Below are 23,965 nucleotides of genomic sequence, written 5' to 3'. Positions count from 1 at the left end.
CGCGCGCGGCCATAGGAAAAGGCGCGGCGTTTGGCGAGTGGGTAGAACACTTCGTTGTGATGGCTGAGGTTATCGCCCTCTTGCACTCTGCGCGCCGCTCCGGAACGAGAGCGCGTTTCACGGACCGATCCCACGAACATCCACTTGGGCGGCGCATACCTATTTCGCATTGACTTGAACCCGGGCAACTTTATTGCCGCCGGCGGGCCACGCGGTCCCAACGCCGCGCGAGCTCTCTGGAAGGAGAGAATACATGACTGCCGAACCGACGCTCAAACCCGAGCGCCCATTTTTTTCGTCGGGTCCGACCGCCAAGCACAAGGGCTGGTCCGCCGCAAATCTCAAAACCGAATCGCTCGGACGCTCGCATCGCAGCGCTCTTGGCAAGTCGCGGCTGAAATACGCCATCGACCTGTCGAAAGAGATGCTCGGCGTGCCCGAGGATTACCTCGTCGGCATCATGCCGGCCTCGGACACCGGCGCGCTGGAATGCGCCATGTGGACGATGTTGCGCCCCGACCGTCCGGCCACGGTCGCGGCATGGGAAAGCTTCGGCAATGTCTGGATCCAGGACGCGGTCAAGCAGCTCAAGCTGCCGAAATTGACCACGCTCGACGCCGATTATGGCGAAATCCCCGACCTCGCGTCGATCCCGCAGGACAACGACGTCGTCTTCACCTGGAACGGCACCACTTCGGGCGCGAAAATCCCGAATACGGACTGGCTGGCCGAAGGCCGCGAAGGCGTGACCATCAACGACGCCACCAGCGCCGTCTTCGCAATGGAGATGGATTGGGCGAAGCTCGATGCCACGACCTACAGCTGGCAGAAGGTCATGGGTTCGGAGGCCCAGCATGGCATGCTGATCCTCAGTCCCAAGGCGGTGCAGCGGATCGAGGAATACGACCCCGAATGGCCGCTGCCCAAGCTATTCCGCCTGAAGAAGGGCGGCAAGATCAATACCGGCATTTTCGAGGGCGCCACGATCAACACGCCCTCTATGGTGGCGACAGAGGATTACATCGACGCGCTCGAATGGGCGCAGGCGCTTGGTGGCCGCAAGGCCATGTTCGAGCGTGCCGATGCTAATGCGCAGATCGTCAAGGACTGGATCGAGGCGACGCCTTGGTTGCGCAACATGGTCTCCGACCCGGCAAAGCAGACCAACACCGGCGTGTGCTTCGTCTTCCAGGGTGACTGGTACGACAGCCTGTCCGAAGAGGGTAAGGCGGGCGTACCGAAGAAGATCGTCAAGCTGCTGGAGGAGCGCGATGTCGGCTACGACTTCAACGGATATCGCGATGCCCCGCCGTCTCTGCGCATCTGGTGCGGCGGCACGGTCGAGCAGGAGGACTTGAAGCGTCTCCTGCCATGGATCGAGTGGGCCTACGAGCAGGTCAAGAACGGCTAACGCGCCCGTAAACAATTTCCCGTTCAGGCTGACCCTGTCGAAGCCCCGTCGTTCTTCTTAAGCGATCCGCCAAAAGTGAAGTGCGACCCTTCGACAGGCTCAGGGCGAACGGTTTTCAGAGTTCCGGAGTAATCCAATGACCAAACCCAAAGTCCTCATCAGCGACAAGATGGACCCGAACGCAGCGCGCATCTTCGAAGAGCGTGGCTGCAACGTCGATGTGAAGCCGGGCATGACCCCCGATGAACTGAAGGCCGTGATCGGCGAATACGATGGTCTAGCCATTCGCAGCGCCACCAAGGTCACCGCCGAAATTCTCGACGCGGCGACCAATCTCAAGGTCATCGGCCGTGCCGGCATAGGCGTGGACAATGTCGATATTCCCTATGCCAGCGGCAAGGGCGTGGTGGTGATGAACACGCCGTTCGGCAATTCGATCACCACTGCCGAACATGCCATCGCTATGATTATGGCGCTCGCCCGGCAGATTCCCGCCGCCGACCGCCGCACGCAGGCAGGCGAATGGCCGAAGAACGACTTCATGGGCGTGGAAGTCACCGGCAAGACGCTTGGCTTGATCGGCGCGGGCAATATCGGCTCTATCGTCGCGGCCCGCGCTCAGGGACTCAAGATGAAGGTGGTCGCTTTCGATCCCTTCCTGACTGCGGAGCGCGCGCTGGAAATCGGGGTGGAGAAGGTCGATCTCGACACGCTGCTTGCGCGTGCCGATTTCATCACGCTTCACACGCCTTTGACCGACGAAACGCGCAACATCCTCTCGAAGGAAAACCTCGCCAAGACCAAGCGGGGCGTGCGCATCGTCAATTGCGCGCGCGGCGGGTTGATCGACGAGGAAGCTCTCGCCGAGGCGCTCGATAGCGGACAGGTTGCAGGCGCGGCACTCGACGTGTTCCAGACCGAACCGGCAAAAGACAGCCCGCTGTTCGGCAAGCCCAATTTCATCTGCACGCCGCACCTCGGCGCCAGCACCACCGAAGCGCAGGTCAACGTCGCGCTGCAGGTGGCCGAACAGCTGGCCGACTATCTCGTCAATGGCGGGGTGACGAACGCGCTCAATATGCCCAGCCTCTCGGCAGAGGAAGCGCCAAAGCTGCGCCCCTATATGAAGCTTGCCGAAAACCTCGGCAGCCTCGTGGGGCAACTGGCCCACGGCAACCTCACCAAAATCAATATCGAGCGGGAAGGCGCTGCGGCCGAGCTTTCCGGAAAACCTATCGAAGGTGCAGTCCTGGCGGGGCTGATGCGCCAATATTCGGACACGGTGAACATGGTCAACGCGCCCTACCTCGCCAAGGAAAGAGGGCTCGATATCCGTTCGATCCGCCACGAGAAAGAAGGCGCCTACAATACTCTGCTCCGGGTAACCGTGGGAACCGACGCAGGTGACCGATCTGTGGCAGGCACGCTGTTCGGTTCCGACGCACCGCGCCTGACCGAAATCTTCGGCGTCCGGATCGAGGCCGAACTCGATGGGCACATGCTCTATATCGTCAACGAAGACGCGCCGGGTTTCATCGGTCGTATCGGATCGTTGCTTGGCGAGAACGGTATCAACATCGGCACCTTCAACCTTGGCCGACGGTCTGCTGGTGGCGAAGCTATCCTGCTGCTCAGCGTCGACCAGCCGATCCCGGATGGCGTAGTCAAGAAAGCCTGCGCCCTCGAAGGCGTAAAGACCGTCATGCCGCTGGAATTCTGATCCGCGATAGGGCAGGGGACGCCGCGCAATGAACCAGCTCGACGATCTCCTGCCCATCGGCCTCGAAGACGCGCTTCCCGGGCGTTCCGCCATCATCACGCGTGCGATGCGCGAAATCCTCCGGGTGATGGACAGTCATGGATATGACCGCGTTCGCCCGCCCTTGATAGAGTTCGAGCGCTCTCTGGCTGGCCGGATGGAAGGTGTGGCCACGCGCCGTATGGTCCGTTTCACCGATCCGGAAAGCCTGCGTACCCTGGCCTTGCGAGCGGACATGACGGTTCAGGTCGGGCGGATCGCTGCGACCGGGCTCGCCGATGCGCCGCGCCCGCTCAGGCTTTGCTATGCGGGGGATGTGGCGCTTTTGAGGGCGGACCAACTCGATCCGGCTCGCCAGCGGCTGCAACTGGGTGCCGAATTGATCGGGAGCGACAATGTATCCGCGGCGATCGAGGCGGTGACAGTGGCGCTCGATGCGCTGGAGGCTGCGGGCGTTACCGGCCTTTCGGTCGACTTCACGCTTCCGGATCTCGTCGATACGCTGGCGGACAAGGCGCTGCCGCTCGACGCAGACAAGCGCGAGGCGGTTCGGCGCGAGCTCGACATGAAAGACGCTGGCGCGCTCAAGGCGGCAGGCGGCGCGGATTATCTCCCCTTGCTCTATGCTACTGGCCCCTTCGACGAGGCGATAGAAAAGCTGGCCGCACTCGATGCGGGCGGTGCACTTGCCACGCGGATTTCAGGTTTGCGTAACGTAGCCGATACGCTGGGAAGCCGTGTGCGCCTGACGCTCGATCCTTCCGAGCGGCATGGATTCGAATATCAGAGCTGGTTCGGATTCACTTTGCATGCGAAGGGCGCGCGGGCAGCCCTGGGCCGGGGCGGGACCTATGCCATCAAGGGTAGCGAGGAGGCGGCCACCGGCTTTTCCCTGTATATGGAGCCCTTGCTCGAAACGCTCGGTACAGGTTCGGAAAAGAGCCGTGAAACAGTGTTCCTGCCGCTGGAACATGATCGAGACGCCGCCGCACGCCTGCGCAGCGAAGGATGGAGAACCGTCGCGGCCATCGATGAAGAGGATGATGCGGTGCGTCTGGGTTGTTCCCACATCCTCAAGGATGGCACGCCCATCGGGCTTTAGTCGGCAACCCACCGGTCGTGCTTGGCCATGATACCGGCAAACAGTTCCGAACTTACCAGTTCGTCGAGCCAATGCCGCACCTTGGGCAAGTCTTGCGCATCGAACCAATCCCGGTCGGCATTCGCGAACTGGCGAACGAACGGGAATATGGCGATGTCGGCGAACCCGCGCCTCTCGCCGCAAAGGTAGGGCGAATCCGCAAGACGATCGTCGAGAACCCGCAGGTGCCTCACGGCTGCCGAGCCATGTTCCTCCGGATCGACCTCGTGGTACCGCGTGGAATATTTGTACCGATCGAGATGGTGCTTGAAAGGTCCGTCATTTGCCGTGACCAATTCGGGATCATCGCGGTCCAGCCAGCCTTCGGGATCACATCGATTGAGAGCCCAGCGCATGAGGTCGATACTTTCTTCCAGGACGTCGCCTTCTGCTGTCACGAATACCGGCACGGTTCCTTTAGGCGATGCTTCGAGCATCTGCGGAGGCTTGTCGCGCAACACGACTTCGCGGTGTTCATACTCAGTCCCGCTAACTGCCAGCGCCATTCGGGCACGCATTGCATAGGGGCAGCGCCTGAAGGAATAGAGTACCGCCTTACCCATCGTCTGTCTTGCGTCCGACATGCTCCTCGCCGCGAGCCTCGGCCAGTTTCGCCTGGCGCTGACGTTCCGCATATCGAGCGCGTTGCTCTTCGCTGCGCTCCGGATAGCATCGATGACAGGAAACACCCTCGACATAGTGCTCATGCGCAAGGTCTGTCTCGTTCAGCGGACGGCGGCAGGCGCGGCACAGGCTGTGTGACCCCACCTCGAGACCATGTTTTACACTCACGCGCTCGTCGAACACGAAGCATTCACCCTGCCAGCGGCTTTGGGCTTCGGGCACTTCTTCCAGATATTTCAGGATGCCGCCCTTGAGGTGATAGACCTCGTCCAGACCTTCCGATTTCAAGAAAGCGGTCGATTTTTCGCAGCGGATGCCGCCGGTGCAGAACATTGCGATTTTCGGTTTGCGCCCTTCGGCCTCGAAGTCGGCCCTGCGCTCGCGAAACCATTCGGGAAATTCACGGAAGCTTTTGGTCGCCGGATCGATGGCGCCCTCAAAAGTACCGATCGCAACTTCGTAATCATTGCGCGTGTCGATCAGGATGGTGCCGGGATCCGAAATCAGCGTGTTCCAGTCTTGCGGATCGACATAGGTGCCGACACCTTGCAGTGGGTCCAGATCGGGCTGGCCCATGGTCACGATCTCCCGTTTCAGACGCACCTTGGTGCGATGAAAGGGCATCTCGGCAGCGCGTGATTCCTTCCATTCGAGATTGTCGCAACCGGGCAATGTTCGAATATGGTCGAGAACCTCCCCGATCCCTGCATCGCTACCCGCAATCGTGCCGTTGATGCCCTCGTTCGCCAGCAGCAGCGTGCCACGAACGCCATTCCTTTCGGCGCAGTCGAACAGCCCCTCGCGCAGGGCAGAGGGATCCTCGAACCGCGTGAAATGATAGAGCGCGGCGATACGGATGGGGCGATGGTCGATCACGGCGGCGCCGATAGCAGTGAATCCATCATGCCGCACCCCCGATTGTCAGTCTTGAATTCGGCCGAAGCCGCGTCTCATCCCACCTTTCAGCTCACCCATATCGGCGAAATGTTCCCCTGATTGGAAGGGAGAATGGAGGGGCGAGACGCAACCTGACGACGATTAGGCGGCCAACGCTTGACTCGCTTGCTCACCACGCTCTAGGGGCCGCCCCGCATCGCGGGCCATAGCCCGCCCTATACCGTCCCAAGGTCGAGTCCTGTCGAAGGACCTTGCGGATCACCCCGGCAGGGGAAGAGACTTATCAATGGCCAACGTAACCGTGATCGGTGCCCAATGGGGCGATGAGGGCAAGGGCAAGATCGTCGACTGGCTTGCCAGCCGCGCCGATGCCGTGGTCCGCTTCCAGGGCGGTCACAACGCCGGCCACACGCTGGTAATCGACGGAACAACCTACAAGCTTTCGTTGCTGCCTTCGGGAATTGTTTCGGGCACGCTGTCGATCATCGGCAATGGCGTGGTGCTCGATCCCTGGGCGCTGAAAGCCGAAGTCGAAAAGCTGGAAGGGCAGGGCGTAAGGATCACCGCCGATAACCTTGCGGTAGCGGACAATTGCCCGCTCATTCTGCCCATTCACCGCGACCTCGACGGGCTGCGGGAAACGGCAGCGGGTTCGGGCAAGATCGGCACAACCGGGCGCGGGATCGGGCCCGCCTACGAAGACAAGGTCGGCCGCCGTGCGATCCGCGTCTGTGACCTTGCGCATCTGGATGACCTTGAGCCGCAGCTCGATCGTCTCTGCGCGCATCACGATGCCCTGCGCGCAGGCTTTGATCAGCCGCCGGTCGATCGTGAACAGCTCCTCTCCGAATTGCGGGAAATTGCCGGCTTCGTGCTGCAATATGCCCAGCCGGTCTGGAAGCGGCTCAAGAAAGTCCGCAAAGCCGGTGCGAAGATTCTGTTCGAGGGCGCACAGGGCGTGCTCCTCGACATCGATCACGGGACTTATCCCTTCGTCACCAGTTCGAACACGGTGAGCGGCACGGCTGCAGCCGGAAGCGGGCTCGGCCCCAATTCGACGGGTTATGTGCTCGGCATAGTCAAGGCTTACACGACCCGCGTCGGCAGCGGTCCCTTTCCGACCGAACTGGAAGACGACATCGGGCAGCGTCTCGGCGAACGCGGCCATGAATTCGGCACAGTTACCGGACGCCAGCGCCGCGTTGGATGGTTCGATGCGGTTATCGTGCGTCAGAGCTGCGCGATCAGCGGGGTGACCGGCATCGCGCTGACCAAGATCGACGTTCTGGATGGGCTGGATGAGGTGAAGATCTGCACCGGCTACCGCCTGCGCAGCAACGTTTACGATTACTTTCCCAGCCACGCTGCCGACCAGGCCGCTGTCGAGCCGATCTACGAGACGATGGACGGCTGGAGCGAAAGCACCGCAGGCGCGCGCAGCTTTGCCGACCTGCCTGCCAATGCGGTGAAATACGTGCAGCGAATCCAGGAACTGATCGAAACGCCGGTTGCCCTGGTCTCAACCAGCCCGGAGCGCGACGACACCATCCTGATGCGCGATCCGTTCATGGATTGAATTCCGCCGGGCGTCGGCAGAGCACTATCGATCAAGGCTTTGGACTGCAGAAGATGGTGGGCGCGGCAAGGATTGAACTTGCGACCCCACCCGTGTGAAGGGTGCTTTGCAATTGTCCTAAGCAGCGAAGAATGCTGGCATAATCAGAGGCGGCGCTGAGTGCCTTGTACGAGGTTTGTACGGAAGTCGATCAGCTGCCCGCTGTTGAAATATCTGGATTATCCCCCGCCGGGCTACTGATAACATTGCCTCTAGCGGCATTTTCGATGACATTTCCTCCAACAGGGGGAATTCAGTGCCGGGTGCAAAGAGAGCGAAGAACGAGTTCGGTGGTCCGTGGACCGAGATCAAGCTCGATGCTGTCACCGACTACCTCCAGTTCTACCAGGGCGCTCTCAAGAACATGGGATTCGAGACCTGGTACATTGACGCCTTTGCCGGCACTGGCGATCGCCACGCGAAGGTGATCAAAGGCGGGTTACTCGAAGCGCAGCCGATCGAGGAGGGCGAAGAGGTTCTCGACGGCAGCGCACGCAAGGCCCTCCGGATAAATCCACCCTTCACCCACTATTGGTTCGCGGAAGCCCACAAAGGCCGTCAGGCTCAATTGGCGAAATTGAGGACCGAGTTCGACCAAAACATCACGATCTATCCTGGCGACGCAAATACTGGCCTTCGCGATCTGTTCGGAAGTCGACCATGGAGCGATGGACCAACCAAGTCGAAGCAGAGAGCCGTCGTCTTTCTAGATCCGTTCGGGATGAGCGTGAGCTTCGAGACACTGGAGGTTCTGGCCGCAACAAAGAGGGTGGATGTTTGGTATCTGTTTCCGCGGGCCGCCACCATTCAACAGCTTCCGCACAAGCACAGCGCGCTCGATCATACGAAGAGGGGAAGTCTGGAGCGAATATTCGGTTGCGCGGACTGGGATGAGAGGTTCTACGCCGCGCAGCCCGCGCAAGGAGATTTCTTCGGCGGCACGAATTCGAAGGACAAGATACGATTAGCAAAGGGCGATGAGATCGCGGCTTTCGCTCGAGAGAGGTTCGGAAGCATATTCTGCTACGTCTCCAAACCCCTGCCGCTCTTGGTCAACGGAAACGACTTCTTCGAGCTCTACTGTATGTCGAACAACCCGCGCGCCATCCACCTTATCGAGAAGGGCGTGAAGCACGTCCTCAAAAACTATACTCCGGCATCTCGTCGTACGTTCGGCCATTGAGAAGACGGCCAGTCTTCTTCTTGTTCACGCCGCCCCATTGCTTGAAGAAGAATGCGGTGCCGTCGCTAAGGCACTGGTCCAAGATTTCCTCGACCCATTCTTCTTTCATGGGCCGCGCACGAGGGCCGCTCTCACCGCCCACGATAGCCCAATCGATCCCCGCTAGATCGAGGGAAGGTAGCCGCGCAATCAGAGGTTCGAACGAGATAAAGCGAATAGCTGCCGGCGTCCTTCGAAGATCATCGATTCTATCTATGACCTTCGGACCTTCGACGCTGGTACCCAGCCAGACATTCGGCAAGGGCACTTTGGCTATTTCCTGCAGGGCGGCCGCCATTCGATCGGGACGCTTCGTGAGGATCTGATAGTTGTGCTGGGGAGTGGCTCCCATCACCTTCCAGATGCGCTCGACAAAGGTCAGAGGCACGTCGGGATGAAACAGGTCGGACATCGAATTTACAAAGACCCGGCGCGGCTTCTTCCAGCTCAGCGGGATCTCGAGTGACGCCTCGTCACAGCGAACCTTATCGGTCCAGACCGCGCCCCTCTTGGTCTTCCTGGTAAGACCTTCATACTTGGGGCTGCCCATAGCTTGAAGGCGTGCTGCCATTCGCATGGCGTAGCAATTGGTGCATCCGGAACTGGCGATCGAGCAACCCACCACTGGATTCCAGGTCAGGTCAGTCCATTCGATTGTCGATTGCTGTGCCATATCGTCCCTCTTTCGCTCGGCATAGCATTGCCGAGTCGCCTTGAGAATCCCTGCTTTTCGACAGAGGACTGCAAATCATCCTTCGCATCGCACTGAGCCGATATTTTCCGCAAATTTGACCGGTCACTCCGCCACGCAGTCCCGCGGGATAGGGCCGCCGATTGCGGAAAATCTGGCATCCAGTTAGGTGTCGGCACCTGGTCAAAACCAAGGACTGATTGGATGCCTGACGAAGAAGCGCAGAAGATCCGCGCATGAGCCTCCCAGACAAAGCTTCAAAGCAGCGTCTTGCCAGCGACGAATTCACCCGAATGCACGCCGCGTTCGAAAGAGTGAAGGAATTCCCCGAGTTCAACCCAAACGAGCGAGCTCACTGGCTGGAGCTACGTCAGGCAGTAGAAATGTATCTGCGCCGGTGGGGTTAGTTGTCAGGCGACCGCTCGCACTTGTAGTCTGCAACATTCGACGCACCATTCAGCCATTCGCAGACGCGAACGCCCGCAGCCCGGACACGTTCGCCCCATGCCTCGAGCGCATTGTCGTAGGCTAGGCTGGCAGCTTCACTTTCGACAATATCGACGGGCGGAACAGGCTTCGGTTCCGTCGCGCCTTCAACGTCCTGCGCAGGCGGCAATGGAACTGATGTCGGTCCCGGCTTGTCGCAGGCGCTCACAGTCACGGCCAATGCGGCCACCAGTAGCAGTTGCTTCATCTCGTGCCCTTTCGGCTTCGGTGTTGCGGATGGTATCGATCGCGCGCTTTTCGCCCGCGTCGAGCGTGGCCTTGTCGGCCTTGTCTTTCGCCGCTTCCTGCTCCGCCTCCCATCGGTCCCGTTCGTCGTCCACGCCCTGAGAATAGCGGTGGTTGCCAAATATCCACGCGGTGAGCAGGATCCCGAGGATCGCCCAGACCTGCCAGGGGATGCGCTTCGCCACGCTTGATACGGCGGCAAGTGCTGTCCAGATCATCCTGTCACTCCTATCCAAATTCCAGCCAGGAACATCAGCACACCGAACACGAGAAGCCCGGTGTCGCGCGGGCGGATCATCCGCCTTTGATCCGGTCGGCTTCCTCATCGGCAGCGTCAGCCACCCGCTCGGCAGCTTCATTGCGAGAGATATTGAGATCGACGCCATCCTTGCCACCGCGAAACGATAGCCGCCCACCGGCAAGCACGATCACAACCAGCACCAAGAGGGCGAGGGCAATGGTTCCGTGCGCAATGTGGCTATCTATGGCCAGCGCGTCGATCTGCTTGGACATGAGGCCAAAGCAGCCCTGTATGGCGCTCTCTGGCCTATCGCCCTGCTTTGCCGCCCATCCTGCCCTTGCGCACCAATCGGGCGCGGATAGGTGTTCTGTCTTGTCGTAGGCGAAGAAGATGAGCGCGGCAGTGGCAACGGCTACGCATACGAGCGCCCAGGTGCTTACGAGGTGGCGCATCTTCATCAATCCGCCTTCCGATACAATTCAGCCTCGGCGGCACGGCGGCGCACCAGCCCTTTCATCGGGCGACCGTTTGCATATATCCAGCGCCCGAATTGCTCGGCTGCGCCTGCGTAGTCGCCAGCGTTGTGCAGTTTGAGTAGCGTGGACTTGGCAAGGTTCGCATCGCCCACGTTGAAAGCCAAACTCACGAGCGCCGCGAACTGGTTGTCGGTCGCCACCGGTGCCAGCTTTTCAACGGCAGCTTCAAAGCGGTCAGTGTCTTTGTCGAATAGCCGCTCGGCCTGCCCTATGGTGATGCGCTGGCCAAGTTCAAACGGCTTGCCGTCCATGTCGAGCGTTGCGCCCCGGCCCACGGTGTAAGGCTTTCCGCCTGTGGCGGGGTCGGGGTATGCTTCTAATTCGAGCCCTTCAAAGGATTTAATCAGCCGCTCGCCCGCCGCATTGATCTGGCGACCCTTCTTCTTCGGAGCGCGGACCACGATGATGCCGAGTGCTTCGTCGATCGCGTCGTCAAGCTGCTCGACTTCGGACTGTGTGAAGCCACGGCCAAGCATGGAGCGAACGGCGTCGAATATGGGTTTGCGGTTCACTTCTTCTGCTCCCGCCGTTCAGAAGCAAGGATCAACTGCGCCTTTTCCCGCGCCTCGCCATAGCCCTGCATTGCCGCTTTCAGCCGAGCGACTTCCGCTTCGCTTTCCGCGTGCTTGTGCTTGCACTCGGCAAGATCGCCCTCGACCTTCTCCAGCCTCTTTTCGAGATCAGCCCCCCGCGCAATCAACCCCTCTATCTGGGTCTCCATCCGCGCAATCAGCTTATCCATTCCGGCGTCGATGCGATCCGCCTTTTTATCCATGCGACCCCCGAGGTATTCGAATAACCACCGGACGAAGAAGTAACCGACACCGCCGCCGGTAGTGACCGCCGTTGCCGTTCCTGCAATGTTGAGAAAGTTCTCCATCACCATGCCCACCCCGCAAAGGCTTTGCGTAGGTCATGCTCCAGACGCACCGCGCCTATCGCCAGAGCGCCGATGGTGAGGATGATGGCGAGACGGGTCATGCCAGCGTCACCCCCCGGTTAGCCATAGCGGAGATGAGATATGGCAAAATCTCACCCTCAATCTCCGAAAGCGTGAGGGCGCGATCGAAAACCATTGCAGCGTTCGCATCGAAGCCTGCCGTCAGAGTGTCGGAGGTGCGCCCCCCGACCAGCATGGGGTAGGGTTGGATGTTCGACCCTGCGCGAGGGAAGGTAACCGAAAGCAGATTGTTCCCATCCTTCACATGCAGGGCGCAAGTTTCCAGATCAAATGTGGCGATTACGGCGCGAACTCCCGACATGGTGCCGTCGCTCGCCAGCGTCCGCGAAAGTGTCCCGCTTGTCGATCCGGCGTTGGTGTGCCGAATTGAAGCATCGTAATTGAATATGGCTTCGATGCCTGTCCCACCTGCGGTCGGGTAGAAACCCATCAGGGCAGCGACTTGACCCGCCACAATCGGCAGAGTGCCTACATAGACCATAGTGTAGGGGCCATCGAATTGAATGCCGGTGGCCAGCCCTGCGGGCGCTCCGAGATTGGCGCTGTTGCTGGTGAATGTAGGGGAGCCGGTAAAGGAATCCGCCTCGCCCGTAACCAGATTCTCCTGACTTGCGAGCGCGTCCGTGCCGAACAGCCAGTAACCTCTTATATCGGCGGAAAAGGGGAACTTCGACGCGATGGATGCTGCGGAAAAATCTACATCGGGAACGACGATTGCTAGTGACATGACAACCCCTCAAGAGATGACGAAAGAAGGCACCATGAGGCACCAGTTGTGGAGCGGGTTGGCGGTCCCGTTCGGATCGAACACGATTTGATCGCCCTGGCTGTCGCGCAAATTGCCGCGCGGGCCGGTTGGACCGCAGGACAGCGTCCCGCCATCCCCATTGTCGATCGCGTATTTCAGCACAGCCCCTGCCGGAATCGTCGAGGCCGCTATAATGCGGACGGTATCGGGGTTACTTACTTCGACGGAGTTGATCGTGATGGGGGTAACTCCGTCCGCCCCGAACAGGGTAAAACCGTTATTGGCAACGCTCGGCACCCTAACCGTATCTATGACCAATGGTTTTGCAGGGACGTGGAACTTGACCTCAAGGATTTGCCCTTGCCTCACCGAAGAAAGCGGGCGCACCGGCGACCATTCTTCACCGAACAACACAACCCTCGAATAGCAAAGCCCGAGATAGGCCCCCATCCATCGCGAACTCTCGGCGGTGAGATGGACCGTATCGGCGTATTGGAATTGATACATCGGGCAGGCAACATGGAAGTTCGGATCGTCCTGCTGCAATTCCAGCACGGCTTGCTGCCAGAACGGCCCCCGTCCGGTGGTGTTGAAGTATCGCTGGGTCTGGTTTGAGATAATTTGCAGCGTGTCCGCCTGTCCGGTGGTAGCCTGAATATGGGCTTCCAGATCGCTGCGCAGCGTCTCGATCTCGGTTTTTACCGTCGCAACCGGCGTTCCGTCCGAATTGTCCTGCTCGCCGTGGACCAGCAGCATGGCGCGGCATCCGAAGGTTTCGTTGTTCGCTTGCGCGCGGCTATATCCGGCTGTAATCGCGGAAGTGAACTGGCTGTAATAGGTTGAGGGATTGTCCAAATCCTCGATCGCCAGACCTCCCTCGCCGGGGGCGTTGAGAAGCAGGCGGAAATTCTGATCGGTGTAGCTTAGTCCTGAAACGCTACTGATGCGTTCCTTGACCATATCGGCAGCGCCCAACACCGGAACTTCACCATAAACGCTGCTGTCGGCAGGGGTCGCAGCAACGGCAGGGACCAGCGCGGCGTAGAACGACAGGGCATTGTCGGGATGGGTAGTGGAAAGCCCACCCTGAAACATCACGCTATCATATATCTGCTCCGTCGTGATATTCGGCGTCGACTTTGCCCCCAAGGACAGCGACTGGCCGTAGATCGGCAGTAATTCCAGGTTGTAGCGGAAGTCGCCGGACAGAAGGTCCTCGGGATTGGTGATGAATGGTTCACCGTTTAACAGGATGCTTCCCGTCTCTACGGCATCGAAGGCCCCCTTCTTCGCGACGAAGGCCTTGTCCGATGTGCGGACACCCGCAACGGCTTCGCCGCTCTCATCTTGAATGGTGAAGTCGAATGCGTCGGGGGTGCTCAGGTCCGCGTAGTTCGCAGCCAGCGCATCGTCGCGTGCAGCTTCGGCGCCTGCTTGTGCAGCGATGGCCTTATTGGCCGCGCGGGTCGAGATTTCGGTGGAATTGCCCAGGTTCACGCGAATAGGCTCACCGTTGATGCGAATTGCGAAATCGGCCATCACTCAGACCTCCCCGCTGATGAAGACATTGCCTGCGAACAGGCGGCTTTCGGTTCCGCCCGAGGGCGTGCGCTGCACCGAATAGACAAGTTCGGTCAGGCCGTTCGCGTCTGCGTCCGTTGGCAAGGTGTCGACCGTTGTTTCGGGCAGGGCGAGTGTGATGGTCGTGTATTCGCCATCGAACGCACCCACGGTCACGGTGAATGTCGCAAGAGGGGCTGCATCGGGCGCGATCCCCAGCGCAGCCGTGAACGTGTCAGCCGATGCATCGAGCGGCAGTGTGAAGCTCGTCTCGTAGGCCTCGCCGCGTGTGATGCTCGGCAGCGCCACGCCGCCCTTACCGTCTGCAGCGAGTTGCCGCAGCCAGTCACTGTGCTGGGTTTCCATTGGGTTTTCCTTGTTATGAGCCGGTCGCGCTGGCCGTGCCGGAGAGGAAGCGCGTCACGCCATCGCCCGCGTTTGCCTTGGCGGTGAGGCGGAAACTGTAAGCAGTCGAGGCAGTCAGGCCGGTGAGCGTTTCGTTTGCGGACGCCGATGCCGGAATGACCGTGCCGTCCGGTTCGCGCTGTGTATTGCCCGAAACGTGCGCCGATCCCACCGCCGTCCATGTGCCGCCGATGTCCTGCTCCCATTGCAGGGTTGCGGAATAGGAACCCGTTGGCGAACCCGAACCGACCTTGATTGTGAGCGGCGCAGACAAGTCCACTTCGCCCGCCGTGCCGGTCTGCATGTTCATCACATCGGTGACGACCACGTAGCTTGTCGAACTGAACGAATTGAAGCTGTTATCCGCCGAACTCGATCCGCCCGTGCCGGTATTGATGTCCACGCCCGCAAGACGCTTGGCGACTTGGTGCACGAACTTCGTCTCGCGCCCGTCAATAGTCGCTGTGACCGTGTAGCTAGCCAGCAGGCTATCCATCGCCGTGACCGTGACTTGTCCCGTTGCCGCGCCGATGGAGAGCGTGATCGTGCCGCTATCCACATTGACTGACCAAGCCGCATCCGTAGTGCGATCCGTGCCGCGATAGAGCAGTGAGAAACTTGTAGTGAAGGGCAATTCGCCATCCACCGCATCGCCGTTCGTCTTGGCTTCAACCACCTTGGACGTAGGTCCGACGATTTGCGGAGTTGCATCGCCGTTTGCAGCCGCCGCCAGTTCGTCGCGTTCCTGCGCAGTCTGTCCGACCGCAGGCGTAGGCGGCGCAACACCGGTCAGCCCGAGACAATAGGCGTGCTTGGCTGCCGTCTCGGTTATCATCTCGAAGGTGACCTTCATCGTCGCCGGATCGATCTGACGCCGCAAGATGATCGCCGTGATGTCGAGGCCCAATTCTTCGTCGGTGATGTGCAGGCATTCGCCGGGACGGTAAAAGCGCATGTGCGGCTTGCATGTCACCGTGAAGGGCAGTTCGCGGCTGTCTCGCATACGATAGGCGGCAAGCTGCGAGGCCTGCGTGGCATTCTTCACACCATTGAACGGCCAGACTTCGCGCTTCTCTTCGCCGTCCTCGGTCAGGAAGGTGGCATTCACCACCGGCTCGGCGTCCACCATCTCCCAGTTGTGGTTCGGGCTGCGATATTTCGGGATGACCGTGTTGATGCGGTCGCGGAACGGCTGCATCCCGGTGATCGAGCGGTTGTCGTCGGTCAGGTCGTCTGCCGTGATCGTGTCGAGCGCCACGACCGGCGCGGAATATTTGAACGTCAGCTTGCCGCCTGCGACCGGTTCGGCCCCGCCCGCGAAGCAGATGTCTTTCAGGTTGGCCCAGCGGTCGCCGGGTTCGAAGACCGGCAGGAATATCGTCCAGCCATTTGCATCGCAGACGTTCGCCCAGGCTGCTACGGTTGCCCAGTCGATCCCGTCTGCGGGTAGGCCCATGCCGATAGTGCGTTTGCCGTTCTGGTAGCGGCCATAGGCATAGGTGCCCGCGTGCAGGGCAGGGTTGGCGCTGTATTCGTAAGTCGTCTCGTCGCCGAGTCTGTGCGCTCCAACTCCACCCGGCTGCGTGTCATCGAGACGTGGATCGTAAACCTTGACCCACTGGCCATAGGCGCCGAGCAACGGAACACCGCTGGCGAACCGCTTGCCGTCCTTGTCGAATTTCAGATTGTAGAGAATGGCTGCTTGGCCTGATAACTTGGCGCTCGCCCCCCATCCGGGCATTCCAGAAAAGTTGGGCGTTAGCGCGCCCGGTTCCGGGCAAGCCCCTAGTTGAGTGTCAGTGTAGAGAAAACCATCATACCAGCTTGAAACGGCGGCGAAATCAACTTGCGGAGTGATGCTCTCGATCGGGCCTCCCCCTGAATAAACCACCACCATTCCGCGATAAGGATTGGGGACGTCATCAAGGGTCGCGCCATATCCAGTGTCGTGTCGCAATACGCCTGCAAAATAGCCTTCGCCCATGATGTAAGGTTGAGGCGCGTCTGGTTGTATCAGGATTTGCGATACCGAACCCCGCGCCGGGGGAGGTTTGATGAGCGCCTGCGCGCCCATTGTAGCAACCTGAGCGCCGACAGCGACCAGAGCGGCAATGGGCTGATGCGGACCCGGTATCATGGCCGCGATTGATGCTATCGCACCGACCACACGACCTACGGAGCGGACTGCCTTCGCCATCAGACCCTCCACGCCCCGGTGAGTTCATCCAGCCCGATGTCGAGAATGACCATCTTCGGTTGATCCTCGCGCCACCCGAACACCTTGAGCGGACCAGCACAGACGAATATCGCATCCATGCCGCCTTCACCCGGCACGATCGCCAGATCGCCCAGCATCATTTGCGCCGGAGCGATACGCGGCATCATGCTGTCGAGCATATCCGCCACCGACGCCCATCCCTGTTCTTTCAATGCCTTCTTCGCACCAAGCGCCGACCGAAAGCGCGGAAGCGTCTCGGGCTTGTGACCCATGTTGCGCAGGTGGAAGCGCGCCAAGTGAACGCAGGTAATCCCCTTCGACCAGTCGAACACCTTCCCCTGATACCGCTTCAGTGTCTTTTCCGTTGCAATCCGGCGGCGTTCCAGTTCCATCAATAGGCCCTCAGATCGCGCGCGCCGACGGGACCGCTGCCATCATTGTAAGAACCGCGCCCTGTCGTCCCTACGCGAGGTGATTCCACACCCCATGCAACCGGCTTCGAAAGCCCAGTCGCGTTGTCGTGCCCCGTTTCCCCCGGCCAGACCGACTTGTGCCAGGTCGGATTGAGCGTGTTGCCGATGTTGCCTTCGAACAGACGCTCCGCGAGGCTGACCACCGAAACGTCCAGTGTCTTGGTGCCCTTGCCAACCGTCAGGATTGTCTGGTCGATCTGCCCGTCGAACATGACTTCGGCAGAACCGATCACACCCGTCGCAGGATCGAACTCCGCAATCCAGAAGCGCACCCGGCTTGTCTGGTGGCCCGGCTTCGAAAGGTCCGCCGCAGCGGCATCGCCCGCCGGTAGCAGCGTCATTTGCAGCGCAGGCACGACATCGCCCACACCTTCGCTCATTGCCTGTAGAGAACCGATTGTCCCGAACGTATCGTCCCTCGACCGGAAAGCCTCACCGCCGAACTCGAAGAACCCGCCGTCGCAATAGCGCAGCGTTCTTTCCGGCAAGTCAATCTGGACTAGGCCGGTGAGGGCGACTTGGTTCATCAGACGTGGACTCTGTTCCGCAGAGTCTCAGCTTCTGGTGATCCCTCGGGAGGCTCATGCTTCGCTATAAGTTCGCATACTGACTTGAACGCACATTTGAGCGACCTCGGCGCAGAGGATAGAAACGCCTTATGGTCCGGTGCGCCAAGCTTTCTCGCAGCCGCGTCCATTACTGCGGGCGAACATTTTTGGTTGATGTGATAATTCCAGTTCACGCGTATTCCTCCACCGAAAACCCGACCGAGACGAGGCGATTGACCGGAACCGACCAGCCCCATTCATCGCCGTCGACGAATCCTTCGATCCAAGGCGCGGCCAGTTCCACAGTGTCACCGTCCGCTAAGGGCGCACGCAGTGGCGGTTCAACAGTCAGAGTGGCTAGACCGCCCGCATCGGCGCGAACCGTCTCGGTGATCTGGTGCAGATAGCCGACGCCATTCGCATCCACGACCGTCAGCCAGAAGCCTTCCTTCGCCGGATAGCCAGCGTTGAATCCGCGCACGGCCAGCGATGTGCCAGCCTGTCCTGCACCATCCACCACCGTTGCGCCGGGTGAGCCCTGTGGCACGATCAGCGGCAGGGTGATTTTCACCCCGTCGCGCTTCGCCCGCGTCAGCCGTCCGGTGAACGTGCGCGCCTTGTCCGGCTGCATAGGCGGATAGCTGAACGCGATGCGATAGCGATTGCCCGGGCGATTGACCCGGATTGACGACGCGCCGCGCTGGACCATGCCATAGTCGAGCAGCGCAGGTTCCATCCCGTTCGGCGCGGGGGATGCGGGTAGTTCGATCATGCGAGCCGCCGCGAGCGTTGGAACTGCATCTGTTGCCCTGCGAGTTGCGCGCCGCCTTGGGCGATGGCCGGTGCTGCGCGCTGGACGCGGCCGTCAACCACTACGTCAAAGTAAGGCGAGGGGATGATCTCGACACGTTGCCGTCCGCCACTAGCCTTCATGCTGTCGCTGTTATTCAGAACCCGCTCGCCGCCATTGAACTTGACCAGTTCCGGCCCGCGCTCACCGACCCAAGCCCATCCACGCGCCGCCGAGTTGGTGCCGGTCGCATAGCCGGGAACAGAATTGACCTTGCCAGCCAGTCCCTTGCCGAACACGCCGCTGCCAGCGAGGTTCATGAACAGGCCGACCGCGCTCTCGAGAATATCGAGGAAGCCGCCGCCCTTGATTGCATCGACCAGACCGCGAACCGACTGCAACGTCTTTTCCGCCATGTCCTTGAAGCTCTCGGCGATGCGCACCGTGCTGACCTTCGTTTTGTCAGCGACGTCCTTCGTGATGTCGCTGAACTTGCCGAGGCGCCGTTCGGTTGCTTCGATGTCGAGGCCGGCCGGAGCGGCCACGGTTCCGGCGGTTGGTTCTGCCCGTCCGGTGCCGCGTGCATCGGCTCTAGCCGCAGCAATCGCCGCAAGGCCCACGTCTTCGGTGAGCAATGGCGCTTCACCATTTGGCCCGCGCTTCATTCCCGCTTCAAGCTTGGCAATCTCTTCATACATCTTACGGATGCGAGCGGCTTCGGGGAAAAGCCGGTCAAGAATAGATCGAATGTCGCTGGCAAGGTTGCGAAAAGCTTCGCCGGTTTTCTCCGTAGCCTTCGTGGCAGGATCGACCATGAGTCCATCGAGGCGGCGCATGTGGTCGCCGATGCTTTCAACCATATCGGGAATGTAGGAGTTGCGAACCACTACATCGTCGAGCCACTTGAACTTATTGGCTACCCAATCAACCTTCTTGCCGACCCAATCCCAAACGGCATTTAGCTTATCCTGTAGCCAAGTCTTCACGCTAATGTAGAGCCGTCGCAGCGCAGCGTTGGCGCTCAAGGCAAGGTTGTCGAAATACTGGCCTGTCGAGGTTAGCGCATTCAGCGCCGTGTTCTTCATGCTGACCAGTGCTTCATGCGTCGCCTGCGTGCCGCGATCCATTGCCGCGCCGAGAGCCTGCACATTCACTACCGCGTCGATCAGCGCGAGCTTGAGCGTCGAAAGACCTTCCTCGAATTTCAAGATCGAGTCCGCATGCTCAAGCATCTTCTTGTTCTGCTTCGCGTCGACCTGGGCATTCAGCAAAGCAAGGTTGTTCGCGACTTCCTTGGCCTTTGCTATCTCTTCGCTCGACATGACTAGCCCGAGACGTTCCGCTTCTTCGGCGAATGCCCCCATCGCCTTGCCGTTCTCGCGCATCAGCGGAATGAGCAGCGTGGCATCGCTGGCCATCGCTTCCATGTAGAACGTCATCTGCTGCTGCGAGAGACCAGCCTTTTCCAGCGAGGAAACGAAAAGCTGCAAAGCCTGCGGGCCGGATAGCTTTTCAAACTGTTCCGCAGTCACGCCAACCTTGGGCGCGATGTTCTCGAAGAAGTCGGCCATAGGACCGCCGCCGGTGGCGATGAAGTCACCAATGCGGTCGTTTACGTCCTTGTAGATGTCGGCCAGCTTGTCGCTTTCGATCCCAACCGAACGGGCAGCGAACGCAGCCTTCTGGAACTCTTCGACGCCCGCGTTGGAAATCTGCGCGAACTCTTCGATTTCCTTGGCGCTCTGGATAGCCTGTTGCGCCATGTCGCGGAACTTCACACCGATAGCGACAACCGACGCACCAATGGCAGCAGCGCCCACGGCTATCTTCTTGCCCAAGTCCGAGAACTTGCGCTTCATCTGGTTCATGCGCTTCTCGGAAGATGTCGCGCCTTTCTCAAACGCAACAGTATCCAGAGAGAGGTTCACCGCGAGACGCGCGATCACATCGCCCATTGCCATCAAGCGTCTCCCTGCTTTGCGATCATGCGGTCAAACATCCGCTTAACGTCACGCGCTCCGCTCTCGGCGGTCTTGGGTTTCTTCGGTGTCAGATACTTCGCCAAATCCGGCAGCTTCTTCTGATAATGAAGGTTCCGGGTGTGCCACCCGATCATTCCGGCCATGTCGCCTTTGGCTTTCATGCGTGCGCCCACGATAAGGCCGAACGTGCGCGGTGTTGCTCGCCAGAAGTATTCGTGATCTTCGCTTACTTCGCACCACTGCGCCCAGAGGTCTTCCCACGTTGGGTTTTTGCCTTGGGCGCTTTGCCGTTTCCCGACTTCTCGCTATCGGGAAAAGCCGCCTCAACGGCATTGCCGAGGGCTTCTTCCAATGCATCGCTATCGTCCGACATCACCATCTTCACCACTTCCGCGCGGGTGACTTCGGGATGGTGGCGAGCGAATGCAGCCTGCGCGATTGCCGCAGTCGAAGTGATGAACCCTTCGCCTGCCATCGCCATCACGCGCGGGAGAGGTTTGCCGGTCGATTCCTCAATCGAAAGCAAGGCTTCGTGATCGAGAACCAGCGTGAACTCCCGCCCGTCGCTGAGAACGAGCGGGGTTTCACCTTTGACCTTGTTCACCATTAGACGGGCGCCACATAAGCAGCGCCAGTGATCGCGCCGCTAACGGCCATCGTCACAGTGGCTTCCATCTTGCCGTCTGCGGTGACCTCGCCCTTGTCGTAGCCCGTCACCACGACAACGGTGTCGTAAGTGTAAGCCGGAACACCAAGCTCGGGCACGTTGAAGCGGGCCGCGCGCTCATCGCCAGCAGCCAAAGCCGCTTCGATCAGCAGGTCGGTATCGGTGCCAGGGCGGAAGTTCAGCGTCACTTCCAGTTCCCCGCCATCGATCATGCCGCTCGTATAGGTGCGGCGACGATTGGCGCTCTTGAGATGCGTGGTTTCGACGCGCTCGGAAGTGTCGCTCGGAAGCGAGAAACTGACGACTTCCACCAGTTCGTCTAGGTTCGCGGTGGTGGCGTCCGTGGACAGCCACACCTCGCCCATATAGCCGGTCGAGGCTTCGGTATCTTCTGCCATTTTAGATTACTCCAGACCTAAGCCAGTGAGTGCTCGGCCAGCAGGTCAAGACTGAGCCGATGCACATATCCGACGCCCTCGACGTCTTCTCCAAGGTCGCGCGGGCCTTCCGCCTTCGTTCGACCAAACTTGATGCCGCTCACTGTCGCGGGATTGGCGACTGCGGCGATGATGGTTTCCGATGCCGCGCGGGCTTCGCTGTATTTTTCTGCGAACACATCGACCTGCACTCGCGTGATGCGCGCCCCGTCATATCCGGTCAGGTGTTCCGGTCGTGGGTCGCTGATGGTCTGCATTCGAACGTAAGGCCGTGATGCCCCTTGCGGCACCAGCGTCCAGTAAACGCGGGAATGCCCAACCGCCGTGACGATGCGGCTGCGAAGGGCGGTTTGCAGGTCGGGCATCAGGTGGACCTCGCTGCTTTCTTCCGCGCCCTTGCGAGCGACTTGTCTATGGCATCGCGCAATTCGTCGCCCACGATGTCGATCACGTTCTGGCCTTCTGAATCTGCGGCAGGTCTCATGAACGGATTGGCCGGCATTTCGACCGTGCCGAACTCCTGGAAGTAGGCATAGCGCCCGCCCTTGTAGGTCGTCGGGCCGGTCAGGATGGATATGCCGGTCTGCCTTTCGAACTTGTAGGAACCGCGCTGGCGCTTGGCCTTGGCGTTCTTTGTCTTGATGCTGTCGCGCAGTTCGCCGTCATCAACCGGCGCAAGCGACTTGGCCTTGTCCTCGATCCGCTTCATCGCGTTGCGCATCCCGCGGCGAACCGCGTTCTTGCCGGTGTTCGTCCGCCCGCTGAACTGTTCCAGTTCGATCAGCGCATCTTCTAGGCCCTTGAAGCCGCTAGTCTTGATCTTCGGCTGCATCTTCGGCCACCAATCCCGCCGCGATCAGGTTGCGCCCGTCGCGTTCCGAAACCTCGTATTTGCGGCCCACATTTTTGACATACTGCGGTTTGTGTGCGTTACCGTGTCGCCTCAACGTCCTGACTTTCATCGGAGCCTCCTATGCGCGCTGCGCTTGTTCTTCTGTCCTCTTTGGCCTTGTTGAGCTGTTCTGAACCGGCATCCGAGTGGATGGTGAATGGAGATAGTGCAGTCGTTGAAGCTGACCTCGGCGAACTTCCCGTCATCAACACGATGAACCGGAGCAAAGAACTTCTCGCCACGGCGCCCAGGGTGAAAAACCTGACGATCCGATATTACGGCCAAACCGAAGATCGCCTTGGCAATGACGAACGAAACTTGTTCTATTCAGCGCAATTCGACGGCGAAGAGATCGCCAGGGCAAACTTCACCAACCTTGACCAGTTCGAAGCTGCGGCCCTTGCGACCTCAGTCACTCGGGGCAGTCAGGAGGGTAACCGCATACTTTACGGCCAGTGCCCTTTTACTGAGCAGGTCTGCGCCGACGCTTTGAATTAAGCCGCGCGAACAGCGGTGACTTCAATCTCTCCGCGCCTCGGCGTGTCCGGCGCGATTCCCTCGATGTCCCACGTCGCACCGGCGTGGTTGATGCGGTCCTTGACCGTCAGGCCCAATGTGATCGGATTGGCGAGCATCCCGAAATTTGCAGGCTGCGCCCCCTGTTCCATCGCCGCTTGTCGCCGCTCGCTCCCGCGGCCGTAGTAAATCGCGGCCCACTCCTGCCCAATTGTCGACCAGGACGGGATCTCGTCGCCATACTCGTCCTGAACGGTAGTGGCTCGCTCGAGCGTCACCAGCTGGTCGCGGCGGCCGATGCTCGCCATGTCAGATCAGCACCTGCCGAAAGGGCGAACACAGGGCAGTCACGCCCATTGGAACTTCGCCGGCCATGCCAGACGAAACCACTGCTTCGCGGTTGAGATAGAGATGTCCAAGCATCAGCTTGACCGCAGAGAGCAGGGAGGAAGGAGCTTCTCCAGCGGCGTATCCCGCGTCGAATGTCACCACGACCGAACCGCCAATGCCGGAAGGCCACTGGCCGCCGACAAGGGGAAGCATCTCCCCGCTGTCGGAGATCCGGTAATCAGCAGGCACACCATCAACGGGTGTGCCTTCTCCATCCTGCCAGGCGACGGCCGTCACCGCAGTGACCGGACGCACGGCAAGCGAGATCGATCGCGAAGGATCCGAGGGCAGCGATTCCGCGCGCCAGGTCATCCCGGTCACCTGGCCCAGCTTTACCCCGCAGTAGCGCTCCACGAACTCGATCGCCGCATCGCGCAGCGCCGCGATCAGCTCGTTCTCGCTGCCATGCGTAACGCGCAGATGCAGCTTGCACGCATCAAGCGACAGGATCGCGTCCCCATACCCCTCCGGCATGGGGACGTGTCCAAGCTCGAAGCGCATGGTGACTT

At 60.2% G+C, this 23,965-nt stretch carries 29 protein-coding genes; 6 read left to right on the top strand and 23 right to left on the bottom strand.

Translation table 11 applies throughout. From position 1 onward, the window contains the following. Window positions 1–253 precede the first annotated feature (253 nt). The 3 genes from K3180_RS01075 to K3180_RS01065 all read left to right on the top strand — a co-directional run bounded on the left by K3180_RS01075 (window position 254) and on the right by K3180_RS01065 (window position 4,272). Complete coding sequence (locus K3180_RS01075) at window positions 254–1,411, top strand: phosphoserine transaminase (protein WP_221537807.1); 1,158 nt, start codon at window positions 254–256, stop codon at window positions 1,409–1,411. 136 nt (window positions 1,412–1,547) lie between these two features. Then, entirely contained in the window at window positions 1,548–3,131 is a 1,584-nt protein-coding gene (gene serA / locus K3180_RS01070) for a phosphoglycerate dehydrogenase (RefSeq protein ID WP_221537806.1), read from the top strand. A gap of 28 nt (window positions 3,132–3,159) precedes the next feature. Then, the gene (locus K3180_RS01065) at window positions 3,160–4,272 is read left to right on the top strand and encodes an ATP phosphoribosyltransferase regulatory subunit (protein ID WP_221537805.1); all 1,113 of its coding nucleotides are present in this window, start codon (window positions 3,160–3,162) and stop codon (window positions 4,270–4,272) included. Here K3180_RS01065 and K3180_RS01060 read toward each other — a convergent pair. Then, window positions 4,269–4,895 carry a glutathione S-transferase gene (locus tag K3180_RS01060; protein WP_247710212.1) on the bottom strand — a complete coding sequence of 209 codons (627 nt, stop codon included), beginning with the start codon at window positions 4,893–4,895 and terminating at the stop codon, window positions 4,269–4,271. The two genes, K3180_RS01065 and K3180_RS01060, sit on opposite strands and share 4 nt — an antisense overlap. Continuing rightward, entirely contained in the window at window positions 4,867–5,811 is a 945-nt protein-coding gene (trhO, locus tag K3180_RS01055) for an oxygen-dependent tRNA uridine(34) hydroxylase TrhO (RefSeq protein ID WP_221537804.1), read from the bottom strand. Before trhO ends, K3180_RS01060 begins: the two co-directional genes overlap by 29 nt. A 307-nt stretch (window positions 5,812–6,118) precedes the next feature. On the opposite strand from trhO, the gene K3180_RS01050 reads away from it, so the two are divergent. Together K3180_RS01050 and tcmP are read left to right on the top strand one after the other, a co-directional pair. Continuing rightward, on the top strand, window positions 6,119–7,408 hold the full coding sequence (locus K3180_RS01050) for an adenylosuccinate synthase (protein WP_221537803.1): 1,290 nt from the start codon (window positions 6,119–6,121) through the stop codon (window positions 7,406–7,408). A 295-nt stretch (window positions 7,409–7,703) separates the two neighbouring features. After that, complete coding sequence (tcmP, locus tag K3180_RS01045; protein WP_221537802.1) at window positions 7,704–8,630, top strand: three-Cys-motif partner protein TcmP; 927 nt, start codon at window positions 7,704–7,706, stop codon at window positions 8,628–8,630. Here the strand turns inward: tcmP and K3180_RS01040 are convergent. The 19 genes from K3180_RS01040 to K3180_RS00950 all read right to left on the bottom strand — a co-directional run bounded on the left by K3180_RS01040 (window position 8,587) and on the right by K3180_RS00950 (window position 22,620). Further along, window positions 8,587–9,342 (bottom strand): DUF5131 family protein, encoded by a 756-nt coding sequence (locus K3180_RS01040; protein ID WP_221537801.1) that lies wholly within the window; start codon window positions 9,340–9,342, stop codon window positions 8,587–8,589. The two genes, tcmP and K3180_RS01040, sit on opposite strands and share 44 nt — an antisense overlap. Before the next feature lie 611 nt (window positions 9,343–9,953). After that, window positions 9,954–10,310 (bottom strand): hypothetical protein, encoded by a 357-nt coding sequence (locus K3180_RS01035; protein WP_221537800.1) that lies wholly within the window; start codon window positions 10,308–10,310, stop codon window positions 9,954–9,956. A 76-nt stretch (window positions 10,311–10,386) separates the two neighbouring features. After that, on the bottom strand, window positions 10,387–10,791 hold the full coding sequence (locus K3180_RS01030) for a hypothetical protein (protein ID WP_221537799.1): 405 nt from the start codon (window positions 10,789–10,791) through the stop codon (window positions 10,387–10,389). Continuing rightward, window positions 10,791–11,381: a lysozyme gene (locus tag K3180_RS12940; protein ID WP_345719405.1), complete on the bottom strand. Its 591-nt coding sequence runs from the start codon at window positions 11,379–11,381 to the stop codon at window positions 10,791–10,793. Before K3180_RS12940 ends, K3180_RS01030 begins: the two co-directional genes overlap by 1 nt. Further along, on the bottom strand, window positions 11,378–11,749 hold the full coding sequence (locus tag K3180_RS01020) for a hypothetical protein (protein WP_221537798.1): 372 nt from the start codon (window positions 11,747–11,749) through the stop codon (window positions 11,378–11,380). Before K3180_RS01020 ends, K3180_RS12940 begins: the two co-directional genes overlap by 4 nt. 97 nt (window positions 11,750–11,846) lie before the next feature. Then, entirely contained in the window at window positions 11,847–12,557 is a 711-nt protein-coding gene (locus K3180_RS01015; RefSeq protein ID WP_221537797.1) for a hypothetical protein, read from the bottom strand. 9 nt (window positions 12,558–12,566) lie between these two features. Then, window positions 12,567–14,117 carry a hypothetical protein gene (locus tag K3180_RS01010; protein WP_221537796.1) on the bottom strand — a complete coding sequence of 517 codons (1,551 nt, stop codon included), beginning with the start codon at window positions 14,115–14,117 and terminating at the stop codon, window positions 12,567–12,569. A gap of 3 nt (window positions 14,118–14,120) precedes the next feature. After that, window positions 14,121–14,504 carry a hypothetical protein gene (locus K3180_RS01005; protein ID WP_221537795.1) on the bottom strand — a complete coding sequence of 128 codons (384 nt, stop codon included), beginning with the start codon at window positions 14,502–14,504 and terminating at the stop codon, window positions 14,121–14,123. 13 nt (window positions 14,505–14,517) lie between these two features. After that, complete coding sequence (locus K3180_RS01000; RefSeq protein ID WP_221537794.1) at window positions 14,518–16,740, bottom strand: fibronectin type III domain-containing protein; 2,223 nt, start codon at window positions 16,738–16,740, stop codon at window positions 14,518–14,520. After that, the gene (locus K3180_RS00995) at window positions 16,740–17,153 is read right to left on the bottom strand and encodes a DUF6950 family protein (RefSeq protein ID WP_221537793.1); all 414 of its coding nucleotides are present in this window, start codon (window positions 17,151–17,153) and stop codon (window positions 16,740–16,742) included. The genes K3180_RS01000 and K3180_RS00995 overlap by 1 nt, the downstream gene beginning before the upstream one ends. Then, window positions 17,153–17,761: a hypothetical protein gene (locus K3180_RS00990; RefSeq protein WP_221537792.1), complete on the bottom strand. Its 609-nt coding sequence runs from the start codon at window positions 17,759–17,761 to the stop codon at window positions 17,153–17,155. Before K3180_RS00990 ends, K3180_RS00995 begins: the two co-directional genes overlap by 1 nt. A gap of 211 nt (window positions 17,762–17,972) precedes the next feature. Continuing rightward, entirely contained in the window at window positions 17,973–18,554 is a 582-nt protein-coding gene (locus K3180_RS00985; protein WP_221537791.1) for a hypothetical protein, read from the bottom strand. Continuing rightward, a complete protein-coding gene (locus K3180_RS00980; RefSeq protein WP_221537790.1) occupies window positions 18,551–20,533 on the bottom strand; it encodes a hypothetical protein in 1,983 nt (660 codons plus the stop codon). The genes K3180_RS00985 and K3180_RS00980 overlap by 4 nt, the downstream gene beginning before the upstream one ends. Further along, window positions 20,533–20,715 carry a hypothetical protein gene (locus K3180_RS00975; protein ID WP_221537789.1) on the bottom strand — a complete coding sequence of 61 codons (183 nt, stop codon included), beginning with the start codon at window positions 20,713–20,715 and terminating at the stop codon, window positions 20,533–20,535. Before K3180_RS00975 ends, K3180_RS00980 begins: the two co-directional genes overlap by 1 nt. Before the next feature lie 65 nt (window positions 20,716–20,780). Next, window positions 20,781–21,161: a hypothetical protein gene (locus K3180_RS00970; RefSeq protein WP_221537788.1), complete on the bottom strand. Its 381-nt coding sequence runs from the start codon at window positions 21,159–21,161 to the stop codon at window positions 20,781–20,783. Continuing rightward, window positions 21,161–21,619: a phage tail tube protein gene (locus K3180_RS00965; RefSeq protein WP_221537787.1), complete on the bottom strand. Its 459-nt coding sequence runs from the start codon at window positions 21,617–21,619 to the stop codon at window positions 21,161–21,163. Before K3180_RS00965 ends, K3180_RS00970 begins: the two co-directional genes overlap by 1 nt. A 17-nt stretch (window positions 21,620–21,636) precedes the next feature. After that, entirely contained in the window at window positions 21,637–22,023 is a 387-nt protein-coding gene (gp17, locus tag K3180_RS00960; RefSeq protein WP_221537786.1) for a tail completion protein gp17, read from the bottom strand. Then, the gene (locus K3180_RS00955) at window positions 22,023–22,490 is read right to left on the bottom strand and encodes an HK97-gp10 family putative phage morphogenesis protein (protein WP_221537785.1); all 468 of its coding nucleotides are present in this window, start codon (window positions 22,488–22,490) and stop codon (window positions 22,023–22,025) included. Before K3180_RS00955 ends, gp17 begins: the two co-directional genes overlap by 1 nt. After that, complete coding sequence (locus K3180_RS00950) at window positions 22,468–22,620, bottom strand: hypothetical protein (RefSeq protein WP_221537784.1); 153 nt, start codon at window positions 22,618–22,620, stop codon at window positions 22,468–22,470. Before K3180_RS00950 ends, K3180_RS00955 begins: the two co-directional genes overlap by 23 nt. An 11-nt stretch (window positions 22,621–22,631) precedes the next feature. Between K3180_RS00950 and K3180_RS00945 the strand changes: the two genes are divergently transcribed. After that, window positions 22,632–23,048, top strand: a complete 417-nt coding sequence (locus K3180_RS00945) for a hypothetical protein (RefSeq protein WP_221537783.1) — start codon at window positions 22,632–22,634, stop codon at window positions 23,046–23,048. On the opposite strand, the gene K3180_RS00940 is transcribed toward K3180_RS00945, so the two are convergent. Together K3180_RS00940 and K3180_RS00935 are read right to left on the bottom strand one after the other, a co-directional pair. Further along, window positions 23,045–23,374, bottom strand: a complete 330-nt coding sequence (locus tag K3180_RS00940; protein WP_221537782.1) for a head-tail adaptor protein — start codon at window positions 23,372–23,374, stop codon at window positions 23,045–23,047. The genes K3180_RS00945 and K3180_RS00940 overlap by 4 nt on opposite strands. Window position 23,375: 1 nt before the next feature. After that, window positions 23,376–23,957: a head-tail connector protein gene (locus tag K3180_RS00935; protein ID WP_221537781.1), complete on the bottom strand. Its 582-nt coding sequence runs from the start codon at window positions 23,955–23,957 to the stop codon at window positions 23,376–23,378. Between the last annotated feature and the right edge of the window lie 8 nt (window positions 23,958–23,965).

The organism is Qipengyuania huizhouensis (assembly GCF_019711635.1).
Taxonomy (GTDB): domain Bacteria; phylum Pseudomonadota; class Alphaproteobacteria; order Sphingomonadales; family Sphingomonadaceae; genus Qipengyuania; species Qipengyuania huizhouensis.
The sequence above is the reverse complement of the archived record's forward strand: the minus strand, read 5'-3'. Positions and strand labels throughout refer to the sequence as shown.

Coding starts and splice junctions, on each gene's coding strand:
- K3180_RS01075 (WP_221537807.1), top strand. CDS start 254: ATGACTGCCGAACCGACGCTCAAACCCGAGCGCCCATTTTTTTCGTCG.
- serA (WP_221537806.1), top strand. CDS start 1,548: ATGACCAAACCCAAAGTCCTCATCAGCGACAAGATGGACCCGAACGCA.
- K3180_RS01065 (WP_221537805.1), top strand. CDS start 3,160: ATGAACCAGCTCGACGATCTCCTGCCCATCGGCCTCGAAGACGCGCTT.
- K3180_RS01060 (WP_247710212.1), bottom strand. CDS start 4,895: ATGTCGGACGCAAGACAGACGATGGGTAAGGCGGTACTCTATTCCTTC.
- K3180_RS01050 (WP_221537803.1), top strand. CDS start 6,119: ATGGCCAACGTAACCGTGATCGGTGCCCAATGGGGCGATGAGGGCAAG.
- K3180_RS01040 (WP_221537801.1), bottom strand. CDS start 9,342: ATGGCACAGCAATCGACAATCGAATGGACTGACCTGACCTGGAATCCA.
- K3180_RS01035 (WP_221537800.1), bottom strand. CDS start 10,310: ATGATCTGGACAGCACTTGCCGCCGTATCAAGCGTGGCGAAGCGCATC.
- K3180_RS01030 (WP_221537799.1), bottom strand. CDS start 10,791: ATGAAGATGCGCCACCTCGTAAGCACCTGGGCGCTCGTATGCGTAGCC.
- K3180_RS01020 (WP_221537798.1), bottom strand. CDS start 11,749: ATGGAGAACTTTCTCAACATTGCAGGAACGGCAACGGCGGTCACTACC.
- K3180_RS01015 (WP_221537797.1), bottom strand. CDS start 12,557: ATGTCACTAGCAATCGTCGTTCCCGATGTAGATTTTTCCGCAGCATCC.
- K3180_RS01010 (WP_221537796.1), bottom strand. CDS start 14,117: ATGGCCGATTTCGCAATTCGCATCAACGGTGAGCCTATTCGCGTGAAC.
- K3180_RS01005 (WP_221537795.1), bottom strand. CDS start 14,504: ATGGAAACCCAGCACAGTGACTGGCTGCGGCAACTCGCTGCAGACGGT.
- K3180_RS01000 (WP_221537794.1), bottom strand. CDS start 16,740: ATGGCGAAGGCAGTCCGCTCCGTAGGTCGTGTGGTCGGTGCGATAGCA.
- K3180_RS00995 (WP_221537793.1), bottom strand. CDS start 17,153: ATGGAACTGGAACGCCGCCGGATTGCAACGGAAAAGACACTGAAGCGG.
- K3180_RS00990 (WP_221537792.1), bottom strand. CDS start 17,761: ATGAACCAAGTCGCCCTCACCGGCCTAGTCCAGATTGACTTGCCGGAA.
- K3180_RS00985 (WP_221537791.1), bottom strand. CDS start 18,554: ATGATCGAACTACCCGCATCCCCCGCGCCGAACGGGATGGAACCTGCG.
- K3180_RS00980 (WP_221537790.1), bottom strand. CDS start 20,533: ATGGCAATGGGCGATGTGATCGCGCGTCTCGCGGTGAACCTCTCTCTG.
- K3180_RS00975 (WP_221537789.1), bottom strand. CDS start 20,715: ATGAAAGCCAAAGGCGACATGGCCGGAATGATCGGGTGGCACACCCGG.
- K3180_RS00970 (WP_221537788.1), bottom strand. CDS start 21,161: ATGGTGAACAAGGTCAAAGGTGAAACCCCGCTCGTTCTCAGCGACGGG.
- K3180_RS00965 (WP_221537787.1), bottom strand. CDS start 21,619: ATGGCAGAAGATACCGAAGCCTCGACCGGCTATATGGGCGAGGTGTGG.
- gp17 (WP_221537786.1), bottom strand. CDS start 22,023: ATGCCCGACCTGCAAACCGCCCTTCGCAGCCGCATCGTCACGGCGGTT.
- K3180_RS00955 (WP_221537785.1), bottom strand. CDS start 22,490: ATGCAGCCGAAGATCAAGACTAGCGGCTTCAAGGGCCTAGAAGATGCG.
- K3180_RS00950 (WP_221537784.1), bottom strand. CDS start 22,620: ATGAAAGTCAGGACGTTGAGGCGACACGGTAACGCACACAAACCGCAG.
- K3180_RS00945 (WP_221537783.1), top strand. CDS start 22,632: ATGCGCGCTGCGCTTGTTCTTCTGTCCTCTTTGGCCTTGTTGAGCTGT.
- K3180_RS00940 (WP_221537782.1), bottom strand. CDS start 23,374: ATGGCGAGCATCGGCCGCCGCGACCAGCTGGTGACGCTCGAGCGAGCC.
- K3180_RS00935 (WP_221537781.1), bottom strand. CDS start 23,957: ATGCGCTTCGAGCTTGGACACGTCCCCATGCCGGAGGGGTATGGGGAC.